Raw genomic sequence first — 12,023 nt, forward strand, 5'->3', positions numbered from 1 at the left:
ATAAGAAATGAAAAAGATTTATATAATATTAACTGCTTTTGCTGTAGTCGTATCTTCAGGATGCAAAAAATATCTTGATATTAACACCGATCCGGCGACGCCGCAAAATCCTGAGAGCAGAACGCTAACCCCTCCGCTATTTGCACAAATGGAAAGAGGTATTCAGTTCGATTCAAGATATTTAGGTGCAGTGGTCCAATATTTTGGAGGTAACGTAAATGTTGGGGAATCTCATGGATGGATTGCCGGTAGCGATGCGATGGGTGAGATATGGAGAACAAATTATTATGGTTTAGGTGCAAATCTAAATCTGATAATTGATGAATCTACGAAACAACAAGAATATAACTATGTAGGATTAGCCCAGGCATTAAAGGCTTGGAGCTGGCAAACTACAACCGATTATCATGGCGAAATTATTTTGAAGCAGGCTTATGAACCAAATCGCTATATTTTTGATTATGATAAACAAGAAGATGTTTATGCTGAAGTAGTACGTTTAGCGAACCAATCCATCGCTAATTTTTCTCGTACAGATGGTGCTGGAACTGTAGCAAAAATTTCAGCTTCTGATTTAGTTTATGCTGGTGATAATGCTAAGTGGATTAAGTTTAATTATGGTATATTGGCTAGAAATGCGAATAATTTAATTAATAAAGAAAGTTATAATGCCGCAAAAGTTATTGAGTATGTGGATAAGGCACTAAGTAGTAATGCTGATAATTTCATAGTACCAAATACGGGAAGTGTATCTGCTAACGGAAACTTTTTCGGACCGCTGAGGGCCAATCTTGGCTCATACCGACAAACGAGGATGGTTGTTGGCTTATTAGATGGGACATACTATACAGGTGTTGCAGGCTCAGTTTTGGATCCACGTATAACGACTATGATTTCTCCATCACCTGATGGCATTTATAGAGGAACTTCGCCAGGCTCTTCAGATCCTGGTACAGTTGCTTTAAAAAATCAAATTCCGAATCCTTGGGGAAGTTTAGGTAGTGCAAATCCAGGTGCAACTTTTGGTAAATATCTTTTTAAAGATAATGTTGGGTTTCCTATCATGACATACTCTGAAATGCAATTTATTAAAGCTGAGGCTGCTTTCAGAAGTGGAAATACAACTATGGCTTACACAGCATATATTAATGGCATATCATCAAGTATCGACTTTGTAAGTAGTTTAGGTACGGCGATTACAACAGCACAGAAAACAGCATATTTAACAAGTGCATCTGTTAAACAAAATGCAGCAAGCTTAACCTTAAGAGATATTATGCTTCAAAAGTATTTAGCATTATATGGATATGGTTTTGTAGAAACTTGGTGTGATTTAAGAAAATATAATTACAATGTCGGTGACGTTAAGGGCAACAATCCATATCAAGGTGTTTTTGTATTTCCAACAGCCTTTTTTGCAGATAATGGAGGAAAGCCTGCTCAAAGGTATCGCCCACGTTATAATTCTGAATACTTATGGAATGTTGCAGCACTTAAAGTAATTGGTGCCGACCAGCCAGATTATCATACCTACAAAATGTGGTTTTCTCAACCTTAAACAAAAAAGACATGAAAAAAATATTATATATTTTAGTTGTTCTTACTACCAGTTTTTTAGCCTGTAAAAAGGGCACACTGGTAGAGAGTACACCATACACGAAAATAAATGCTGGCGATCCGGCATACTCTTACTTACGTTTCATTAACGTAGCCCCTGGTAGCCCAGTAGTTAATTATTATTTAGGAGATGTTCGCAGTTCTGGTAATTATAACGCATTAACAGGTGAAACAGGATTCGGCTATGTTAGTATCTTCCCAATCTCTAGCGGGCAGTATCTGCCAATTGCTCCAGGTACTAATAAGGTAGATGCAAATATTGTAGCAACAGCAACGGTTGATAAAGGTTTAAACGTCTTTAATTCGACTATAAATACCGAAGGAGGCAAATATTACACCATGTTTCTTAATGGAAGCTATGGAGCAGATAAAAAAATACCATCTTCATTATTACTGGAAGAAGTTAAACCAAAGCTAGATACATCAAAAGTTTTAATAAGATTAGTTAATCTTTATTCTGGTGCGACCGGAAATATGGATGTATTACAGAATGCTACGGGTCAAAGCTTAATATCTAACATAGCCTTTAATAATGCATCTGGTTTTGTAGAAATCCCATTACCTGGTCAATCAAATGTTTATCAAATAAGGGTTGCGGGTACAACTACCCCTTTAACCATAAACTTTACGCCAGTTTTATCTAAAGGGCAAGCCTATACTTTTGTTACTAGCGGAATTGCCGGCTCAACAACCTTTCCATTTAGAATTAATTCGTATACCTCTTTTTATTAATAAGATTGTATCATAAATAGAAAAACCAAGTCAACTGACTTGGTTTTTTTTTGTATATAATATTTTATTCGATGAGAAATTTTGTCATTGCTATCATTCTCATATTGAATGCTGCTAATCTTCAAGCCGCAGTTTTTACTGTAACTTCTAATTCCGATTCTGGTGATGGCAGTTTACGTGAAACGATTTTGAAGGCAAATGCAAATGGAACAGCAGATGTAGATATTATTAATTTTAACTTACAAGGCTCTGATTTGGCAAATATCACTATTTCTTTAAAAACTGAATTGCCAATTCTTACTTCTAATATCATCATTGATGGCACTAGCCAACCCACCTCAATACTGGCAAACCCAAACATTAAAGTCTGTTTAGTAAGGGCGGCGGATACTTATTTTAATGGATTAAGATTGGACAATGCATCGGCTGTAGAAATTTACGGTCTATCATTTAGTAACTTTAAAGCCGATCCTCAAGGCTCAATCGATGAAAAAAAGGGAGCTATATATCTATATAATTCCTTAAATATCCGTATAGGTTCACCGAATAAGCCGAACTGCTTTGGTAATAACTATGCAGGAATATTATCTCCATTTGTAATTCCTAAAGTTTATGTTGAAAATATTGTAATTAAATCCAATATTTTTGGTTTAAGTGAAAATGGAATGAATGTGATGCCAAATGATAGTGGTATAGATTTAAGCTTTTTTAAAAATGGGCAAATTGGAGGAGATACACCTGAGGAAGGCAATCTGATAACTGCTAACGTGCGTAATGGTATAGCCCTGGGCGCTGCAGAGGGGGCCGTTCGTGTACTAAATAATATTATTGGCGTAGATAAAGCATTAAGCTTTAGGCCTGCACCAGCCGCAATAGGAATTTACATCAATGGAGCCAGCTGTACACCAATTATTTCAGAAAATATTATTGGTGGTCAATTAAAGGGAATTTTATTGGATTATATTAATGCCGGGTTTACTATTTCAGGCAATAAAATTGGTACTGCTTTATCAGGTAACGAAAACTATCCAAACACTACAGGTATACACATAAACTTCTCAAACTTTAAAGGGATAATTGGAGGTTCTACTAATGGAGATAGAAATTTCATTGCAAATAATGAAGTAGGCATTATAATAGAAAATTCCTACCCGGTTTCGATTTTAAAAAATAGCATCTTTTGTAACCGCAAAGCGGCTATTGAATTTAAAGATTTGCCTACCGGAAAAACGATTACACAATCGAAAATCAATGTAATTACTTCAAACTCTGCTTCGGGTTTATATCTTCCTAATGCTGTTGTAGAACTTTTTTATGATGATGAATGTCCGGATTGCCAGGGAAAGTTCTGGATTGCTACATTACAAACTGATGCGAATGGCAATTGGGAATATAATGGTCCGTTAACTGGTAGTTTAACCAGTACAGGCACAAATATGGATGGTGCAACCTCGGGTTTTTCAAAGCCTGTAATTTCTGATGCATCAAAAAAAATAAATGATGTTTTTTGCGGTGCTGCAAATGGGAGTATTACCGGTTTGGTTATTAGTGATGCAAGCGTTTTTACCTGGTTTAATGCCGCTAACCAACAAGTTGGTAATTTAAAAGATTTAACAAACGTGCCCGCTGGCGTTTACTATTTAAAAGCGGGTCAGCCTGGAGGTTGCGATATACTTTCTGCAACTTACACCATCAAAAACATTCCAGTTAACTACAAAGTAAAATCAAGTACAATTACGCCTGCAAGTTGCAATCTAGAAAATGGCAGTGTTTTTATAACCGCTTATGAATCTGAAAAGCCAAATAACTTTAGCTGGACAAATGATAAGGGCATTGAAATTAGCAATGCAGAAAGGTTAGAAAATGTTGCTGACGGGCGTTACACTTTAACGGCATCAAATGGTAGTGGCTGTACTAATATTGTTGGAGAATTTATTGTTGGGGCAGCGCAAGCACCTTTCTTAGACATTACTAAAATGCAGCAATTAATTAGCTGTGATGGAAAAACCATCAGTGCAACTGGAATTGAAATTATTGGTGACACAGCACCTTATACCTACAAATGGATAGATAATGATGGAAGTGTAGTTTACGACGGCTTAAATATTGTGAACGTAAAAGCAGGGAAATACACTTTACAGGTAACTGATAAATACGGTTGTACAGTAAATTCAGAAGAATTGGATTTTATGCAGTTAGAAAATAAAGTTTTACAAATTCCAAATACAATAAGCCCCAATGGTGATGGAATTAATGATACCTGGAAAATAAATGGGGCTGTAAATTACCCGAATGCAGAATTCTATGTTTTTAACAGAAATGGCGAAAAGATTTTTAATTCAAAAGGTTATAACAAAGAATTTGATGGTACCCGAAATGGTAAACCTCTAGCAGTAGGTGTTTACTATTATGTTATAGATTTAAAAACGGATTGCGGAAAATTGAGTGGAAGCTTAACGATATTAAAGTAACCTAACTTAAAATAAAAAAGCGACCATTGGTCGCTTTTTTATTATTGAGTATTCTGTAATTACAAAATTTTAAAGCCTAAACTTAATTGAAATAAGTTAGGGTTTTGTTTGTATTTTTCACTTTTACTGATGTTTGTTAAGCCAGCTTCGTAGCGTAAATCAACAGAAATAGCACCAACATCTACACCTGCTCCGGCTTGTAAACCAAAAGCCTGATTTTTGTAATTATTAAAATCTGTTGCTTGTTGGTAAGCCGAATTAAATGTAGAGCTATCATCAAGAATCAGTGATAATACTGGGCCAGCCATTACTCTAAAGTTTAAGTTTTTAGCGCCAAACTTTGTTCCTAATAAAACAGGAATATCCAAAGTGGTAAATTTAACTTTCCCTTCTGCAGCTACTTCAGTATTGTTATTGTTGGTAAAGCTGATAAATTTATTTCCCTTGCTACCAATATATGCTTCTGGTTGTACATAAAAACTGGCACCACCAATTCGTGCCCATGCACCAACCTGGTAACCTAAACGGTTTTCTTCGCTAGCGAAATCAGCATTCATTTTTGCAAGATTTACACCAGCTTTAATTCCTAAATTAAAAGTTTGTGCCTGGGATGTTGCCCAACCTACAGTTAGGAAAACAATAGAGAAGATAAGTTTTTTCATTTTGATTGTGTTTAAGGTTTTCGATATTTCGATTTTTTGAATTATAACGCACGTTTCGCACAATTATCATGCAAGATTTTTTTTGATCCTAAAAAATTTTACATTTTATATTCTAAAACAATTAGATGGCGCACAAATATTTTTTACTTTTGTATTAAACAGAAAAAGAAATGGCAAATTTTCAACTTACAAAAGATAACGCAGAGAAAGTAAAAATAAAGTTCTTTAGAAAATACCGTGATCTTGTTAATGCGCCTTTAGATTTTTCTCCAGGTAATGAAGATAAATTGGTACAAGATATTATGCAGCTGGTAAAGCGTGATCGTACTTATGTAGAATTTACCATCCAGAAAGCACTTGCCGATACAAAAGGCAACAGACTTTAAAAAAATATTAAAATTTCCTTCTTAAATAACGATTAAATTACGCTTTGCCCACCTAAGCAGTTTTTAATCTTTGTCTCTTTTTGTACATTTACAATGTACAATTCAACAATCTTTAAGGTAGACAGCAATTGCTCGTACCTTTAAAGTTTCAATCATAAAGGGATGAAAAAATTTAAATACCTAATCTTTGCAGCTGTATCCGGCATTGCAATTTTATCCTTTTCTTTTAAAGAAGATTTGTTTCTGGTTTCTAAAAACTTAGATATTTTCGCGTCTTTATACAAAGAAATTAACATCAACTATGTTGATGAAACCAATGCACCAGGCTTAATGAAAACGGGCATTGATGCTATGTTAGATAGCCTCGACCCTTACACAGAATATGTTCCTGAATCTGAAATTGAAGATTATAAGCTAAAATATGTGAGCACGCAATATGGTGGTATTGGGGCAGGCACTTTATTTATTGATGGAAAATTATTTGTTAACGAAGTTAGCGAAGGTTATCCGGCAAATAAGCAGGATATTAAAGCCGGCGACCAGCTCATAAAAATTAATGGCATCGAAACAAAAGGTAAAGATAGGGCACAGATTAGCCAGCTGCTTCGCGGGCCAAAGGGTACAGCAGTAGATTTAGTTTTACTTCGTGATGGAAAAGAAATTGCTAAAAAACTAGTTAGAGAAGAGATAAAACAACCAAATGTAACTTACGCTGGCATGGTTGGCGATGGGATTGGTTACATCAAACTTGATAAATTTCTTGAAAATTCTGGTCAGGAAGTTAAAGATGCTTTAGTTAACATCAACAAAGAAAACCCTAAAGGCATTGTGCTCGATTTGAGAAATAATGGGGGCGGTATTTTGCAGGAGGCCGTAAAAATTGTTAACCTTTTTGTAGATAAGGATTTACTGGTTGTAACTCAGAAGGGTAAAAACGCAGAGAAAACCATCAGTTACAAAACTATGAATGTGCCAATTTCCCCTACAATTCCTTTGGTAGTTTTGGTTAATAACAATTCTGCTTCAGCATCAGAAATCGTGGCGGGTTCGTTGCAGGATTTAGATAGAGCCATAGTTATCGGGCAGCGTAGTTATGGTAAAGGATTGGTGCAGCAAACATTTAACCTGCCTTACAACAGTCTGGTAAAAGTTACGGTTGCAAAATATTACACGCCATCTGGCAGATGTATTCAAAAGTTGGATTATGCACATAGAAACGCAGACGGTTCAGTAGATAGATTTGCCGATTCTACCATTACAATGTATCAAACACGTGTTGGGAGAAACGTTTACAGTGGCAATGGTGTTTATCCGGATATAGCCATAAACGCCGATAAATTAAGCCCAATAACGGTTACAATGCTTAATAAAAGCCTGTTTTTTAATTATGCTAATCAATTCAAAAGAGATAAACCTAACATTTCATCAGCTAAAACATTCCAGGTGAGTGACGCCGATTATACTGCTTTTGCTGCAAGCCTGGCCGAAAAAGATTTAATCTACCAAAGCCGCACAGAAAGATTGCTGACTGAACTGCGTTACGAAGCCGATAAGGAAAATAAAACAGCCGATGTAAAAGCAGATTTAGATAACCTGAAAAATAAACTTACATCTGCTAAAAAAATTGATTTAGCCAACCACAAAGCAGAAATAAAACGAGTTTTAGAAACGCAGATTGTTAGTCGCTATTTTTACGAGAAAGGAAGAATTGAGCAGAGTTTTCAATATGACAAAGAATTGGCTGCGGCAAAGGCTGTTTTTAACAATCAAACACAAATGCTTGCCATTTTAAAAGGCGATGGAAATTATAAGGTTATTGGCAAACCGATTAAAGAAACGCCCGGCATAGATTAAAATCTTTCCAATTTATTAAACTAAAGTATCCCCAATGAAAAAACTTTTATTGTCGGTAATGATTATGCTTTGCGGCTTTTATTTATCCGCACAAGAATACGTTCCATCGCAAGCAAATTTAAAGCAAAGGGCTTGGTTTGCCGATGCTAAATTCGGTTTGTTCATCCATTGGGGGCCATTCAGCATTCCGGGTAGCGGTGAATGGGTAATGAACGACAGGAAACTAAACGTACATAATTACTCTAATTTAAAAGATTTTTTTAACCCGATTGATTTCGATGCGGCGACTTATGTAAGCATGGCCAAAAATGCGGGGATGAAATACATAACTTTAATCACCAGGCATCATGATGGCTTTAGCATGTGGGATACAAAGTATTCAGATTTTAACATCATGAACACACCCTACAAAAAAGATATTGTTAAAATGTTTGCCGAAGAATGCCATAAACAAGGCATCAAGTTATATTTATATTATTCATTGCTCGATTGGCGCCGGGATGACTATCCTTATGAAACAGGCAGAACCGGTCAGCATTCGGGGCGGAAAGCCAAAAGCGATTACCCAAGCTACCTAACTTTTATGAAAAATCAGTTAACAGAGCTTTTAACAAATTACGGTGAAATTGGCGGAATCTGGTTTGATGGCCATTGGGACCAAACACAACCTGAAGGTTCTGCAGACCGTTCATCAAGATTAGATTGGAAATACGATGAAATTTATAGCTTAATCCATAAGCTTCAGCCGCAGTGCATGATAGGAAACAATCATCACTTAACACCATTTCCTGGCGAAGATTTTCAAATGTTTGAGCGAGATTTGCCGGGAGAAAATAGCTCAGGTTTAAGTTTCCAAAAAGCATCAGATAAATTACCAATAGAAACCTGCGAAACCATTTCCAACTCCTGGGGCTATAACCTTAGCGATACCAGCTATAAAACTAAAAAGCAATTGGTAAATATGCTGGTAAAGGCATCAAGTTTAGGCGCAAATTTATTGTTAAACATTGGTCCAATGCCAAGCGGAAAAGTTCAGCCAGAATTTCAAGACAGGTTAAAATCAATGGGTGAATGGCTAAAAATTTATGGCGAAAGCATTTATGGTACAAAGGCTGGCTTTATAAAACCTCAGTCATGGGGCAGCGTTACGCAAGCTGACGATAAAATTTTTGTTCATATTCTCGATAATAAAAACAAAGCAGTTACGCTAAATCAATTTCCTTTCAAAAAGATAAAAAAAGCCTATTTGTTAAAAGATAAATCATCCGTAAAGTTTACAAGTAAAAAAGATATAATAGAAATTACCACCGGTTTCTCTAATAATGAAATCGATAATGTTGTTGTTTTAGAAGTTTCTAAATAAATATTTCGCACAGTGAAACATCAAATAATTAAAATTTTAATTCCTTTTATTTAGAAAATTTTCGGATAAAGCATTTGGCAGCCATCAGCCCTGCTATCACTGCAATCTTTTTGTTGCCTACCCGCTCCAGGCCTTAACAAAAAGTATTTTCGTTCTATCAGGGTTATTATTAAGGGTTTGTATTTCATAGCTTAAACAAACCCCTCGCAAAAAAATAATCATCAATAAAAAATACTTACATGAAGAAAATTTTAACCTACCTTTTAATTTTAGTTGCTTTCACTTCAAAATCTCAACAACGCTATGAATTAAACTCAGGTTGGTTTTGTGCTAATATTAAAGAAATCAAATCTTCTGGAATAGAAATTTCTAAAGAAAACTTTGTAACATCTGGTTGGATGCCGGCAACCGTTCCAGGTACGGTATTAACCACATTGCTTAACAACAATAAAGTTCCTGATCCATTTTATGGAATGAATAACGAAAAAATTGCCGACATCTATAAAACCGGTAACGACCACTATACTTATTGGTTTGTTAAAGATTTTAGTGAAAAAGCCATCGGCAATGAGCAAGTCTGGCTTCAGTTTAGAGGCATAAATTACAGGGCAGAAATTTTTCTGAACGGCAAAAAAGTAAATCAAAAAGTTTATGAAGGTATGCACCTTCGTCAGCAATTTAACATTACAAAATTATTGGCGGCAAATGGTAAAAACAGATTGGCCGTAATTGTTTATCCTCCAGATAATCCCGGAAATGCAAATGGTGGCCAGGGTGGCGATGGCACAATTGCCAAAGGTTTAACCACACAATATACCGCCGGTTGGGATTGGATTCAGCCTATTCGCGATCGCAACACGGGTATTTGGGATAAAGTTACTATAGAGAAAACCAAAGCCATTAACATATCAAATCCTCACGTGGTTACCATTGTGCCTGGTAAAAGATTGCCCGAAGGCAAACAACAGCCAGCTACAATTAAAGTTACGGTAGAAATAGAGAATCCGACAGAAAAGCCTGTAAGCGGTATTTTGCAATATGTTATCGGTGGGAAAACAGTTTCTAAACAAGTTATTATTGCCGCAAATAAGCACAGTGAAATTATATTGCCAGACTTAAGTTTTGAGAATCCTAAACTTTGGTGGCCGAGTGGTTATGGCGCACAAAACCTGTACAATATGCAGGTTAAATTTTTAGCCGCCGGACAAGTTTTAGATCAGGAAAACCTTAATGTTGGGATTCGCCAAATTGATAATATCTGGAACGAACACACCAAAAGCATGGGTTCTTATGTTAACGGGCAAAAGATTTTTATCAAAGGTGGTAATTGGATAATTTCTGATGCGATGCTGCGGTTCAGCGATGCCAGGTATGATGCTGAAGTGCGTTACCATAAAGATATGAACCTGAATCTCATCCGTATTTGGGGTGGCGCTTTAATCGAACGACCAGAGTTTTACAATGCCTGCGATAAATATGGATTATTGGTATTTCAGGATTTCTGGTTTAGCGGCGATTGTAATGGTCGTTGGGTAGATCCAATGAAAAAAGAAGACCAATGGACCAGAAGAAAATATCCTGATAATCATAATTTGGTGCTTACCGCAATGGAAGATCAAATTAAAATGGTAAGAAATCATGCATCATTGGCTTTTTGGTGCGGTGGAAATGAAATCACCCCTCCGGAAGATATTTTACAACCGCTTAAGAATGATATTTTACCTCGTTTAGATGGAACAAGAATTCTGTTTGATTTTTCTAATAGCGATGAAATGTCTTATAACGCTTTGGGTGGCAATGGCGATGGGCCCTATGGCATACAGGATACAAAGAGTTTTTGGGCCAATCAAACCTTTCCATATAACTCTGAAGTTGGTTCGGTTGGAGTTGGTGATTATGTGTCTTTACAAAGATTTATCCCGAAGGAAAATATGGTAGCACCGCAATTTAAAAGTAAACCCGATTCTGTTTGGGATTACCATAAATATATTGGTTATGATGAACACATAAATCCTTACGGAAAAGCAAAAGATGCCAAAGATTTTGCCATGAAAGCACAATTGGTTAATTATGATCAGTATCGGGCCTTAATGGAAGGCTTTTCAAATAAAATGTGGGATTGGTACACCGGTTCCATTATCTGGAAAACGCAAAACCCATGGACAGCGCTCCGTGGACAGATGTATGATTATTACCTCGATCCAAATGCTTGTTTGTATGGTTTGCGTAAAGGCAGCGAACCACTACATATCATGATGAATCCTATTGATAGCATGGTTACGGTGGTAAATAATGGGTTTAAAAATCTCGATAACCTGATGATTAAGGCAAGCGCTTATGATATGGAAGGTAAGGAATACTTTTATTCGCAGGTTTTTAACTCTATTGGTGCATCGTCTGTAAGAAAATTCTTCCCGTTAAATTCCTTTTTAGAAAAGCTCGATAAAAAGGAAGGCCTGTTTGTTTCGCTCCAAATTTTAAACCTTGATAAACAAGTTTTAAGCGAAAATCTTTATTGGTTGCCGGGTAAAAATGGGGAATATACTGGTTTGCAGAAAATAAAAACTACTCCTTTAAATGTTACTGCAACTCAAAAATCAAAAGGAAAGGTAGAAGTATCGTTAAGTAATGATAAGGGCAATCCGGTTGCGTTTTTTAATCGTGTAGCTTTAATTAGCAGCAGCACAGGTAAGAGAATCTTGCCAGCTTTTTATTCTGATAATTATGTGAGTATTTTGCCAGGAGAAACTAAAACGCTTACCGTAGAATTTTCGGGAGATGAAAAAAATGCTGTAGAAGTTTACGGCTGGAATGTTGATACAAAAAGGGTAGAGATTAATTAATTTCTCAATTAGCCGTCATTGCAAGGCACGAAGCAATCTTATCCATTAAGTGAGATTGCTTCGTGCCTCTCAATAACGTTATGGATAAAACAATA

The 12,023-nt window shown here is 36.1% G+C and carries 8 protein-coding genes; 7 read left to right on the forward strand and 1 reads right to left on the reverse strand.

The window, feature by feature from the left end; genetic code table 11:
- Positions 1 to 7 precede the first annotated feature (7 nt).
- From LUA86_RS01205 to LUA86_RS01215, 3 genes are all read left to right on the forward strand, one after another.
- On the forward strand, positions 8 to 1,558 hold the full coding sequence (locus LUA86_RS01205) for a SusD/RagB family nutrient-binding outer membrane lipoprotein (RefSeq protein ID WP_231458720.1): 1,551 nt from the start codon (positions 8 to 10) through the stop codon (positions 1,556 to 1,558).
- Between the two features lie 11 nt (positions 1,559 to 1,569).
- Positions 1,570 to 2,349, forward strand: a complete 780-nt coding sequence (locus LUA86_RS01210; protein ID WP_231458721.1) for a DUF4397 domain-containing protein — start codon at positions 1,570 to 1,572, stop codon at positions 2,347 to 2,349.
- 71 nt (positions 2,350 to 2,420) lie between these two features.
- Positions 2,421 to 4,820 carry a gliding motility-associated C-terminal domain-containing protein gene (locus LUA86_RS01215; RefSeq protein WP_231458722.1) on the forward strand — a complete coding sequence of 800 codons (2,400 nt, stop codon included), beginning with the start codon at positions 2,421 to 2,423 and terminating at the stop codon, positions 4,818 to 4,820.
- A 59-nt stretch (positions 4,821 to 4,879) separates the two neighbouring features.
- Here LUA86_RS01215 and LUA86_RS01220 read toward each other — a convergent pair whose 3' ends face one another.
- Positions 4,880 to 5,482 carry a porin family protein gene (locus LUA86_RS01220; protein ID WP_231458723.1) on the reverse strand — a complete coding sequence of 201 codons (603 nt, stop codon included), beginning with the start codon at positions 5,480 to 5,482 and terminating at the stop codon, positions 4,880 to 4,882.
- A 170-nt stretch (positions 5,483 to 5,652) separates the two neighbouring features.
- Here LUA86_RS01220 and LUA86_RS01225 point away from each other — a divergent pair, with 170 nt between their 5' ends.
- The 4 genes from LUA86_RS01225 to LUA86_RS01240 all read left to right on the forward strand — a co-directional run bounded on the left by LUA86_RS01225 (position 5,653) and on the right by LUA86_RS01240 (position 11,928).
- Entirely contained in the window at positions 5,653 to 5,868 is a 216-nt protein-coding gene (locus LUA86_RS01225; RefSeq protein ID WP_231458724.1) for a hypothetical protein, read from the forward strand.
- Between the two features lie 162 nt (positions 5,869 to 6,030).
- On the forward strand, positions 6,031 to 7,722 hold the full coding sequence (locus LUA86_RS01230) for a S41 family peptidase (protein WP_231458725.1): 1,692 nt from the start codon (positions 6,031 to 6,033) through the stop codon (positions 7,720 to 7,722).
- A gap of 34 nt (positions 7,723 to 7,756) precedes the next feature.
- Positions 7,757 to 9,085 carry an alpha-L-fucosidase gene (locus LUA86_RS01235; protein ID WP_231458726.1) on the forward strand — a complete coding sequence of 443 codons (1,329 nt, stop codon included), beginning with the start codon at positions 7,757 to 7,759 and terminating at the stop codon, positions 9,083 to 9,085.
- Positions 9,086 to 9,324: 239 nt separating this feature from the next.
- Positions 9,325 to 11,928, forward strand: a complete 2,604-nt coding sequence (locus tag LUA86_RS01240) for a glycoside hydrolase family 2 TIM barrel-domain containing protein (RefSeq protein ID WP_231458727.1) — start codon at positions 9,325 to 9,327, stop codon at positions 11,926 to 11,928.
- Positions 11,929 to 12,023 lie beyond the last annotated feature (95 nt).

The sequence above is a fragment of the Pedobacter sp. Leaf132 genome (assembly GCF_920984695.1).
Classification (GTDB): Bacteria; Bacteroidota; Bacteroidia; order Sphingobacteriales; family Sphingobacteriaceae; genus Pedobacter.

Excerpts from the sequence above, each read along its gene's own strand:
- LUA86_RS01205 (WP_231458720.1), top strand. The coding sequence starts at position 8 with ATGAAAAAGATTTATATAATATTAACTGCTTTTGCTGTAGTCGTATCT.
- LUA86_RS01210 (WP_231458721.1), top strand. The coding sequence starts at position 1,570 with ATGAAAAAAATATTATATATTTTAGTTGTTCTTACTACCAGTTTTTTA.
- LUA86_RS01215 (WP_231458722.1), top strand. The coding sequence starts at position 2,421 with ATGAGAAATTTTGTCATTGCTATCATTCTCATATTGAATGCTGCTAAT.
- LUA86_RS01220 (WP_231458723.1), bottom strand. The coding sequence starts at position 5,482 with ATGAAAAAACTTATCTTCTCTATTGTTTTCCTAACTGTAGGTTGGGCA.
- LUA86_RS01225 (WP_231458724.1), top strand. The coding sequence starts at position 5,653 with ATGGCAAATTTTCAACTTACAAAAGATAACGCAGAGAAAGTAAAAATA.
- LUA86_RS01230 (WP_231458725.1), top strand. The coding sequence starts at position 6,031 with ATGAAAAAATTTAAATACCTAATCTTTGCAGCTGTATCCGGCATTGCA.
- LUA86_RS01235 (WP_231458726.1), top strand. The coding sequence starts at position 7,757 with ATGAAAAAACTTTTATTGTCGGTAATGATTATGCTTTGCGGCTTTTAT.
- LUA86_RS01240 (WP_231458727.1), top strand. The coding sequence starts at position 9,325 with ATGAAGAAAATTTTAACCTACCTTTTAATTTTAGTTGCTTTCACTTCA.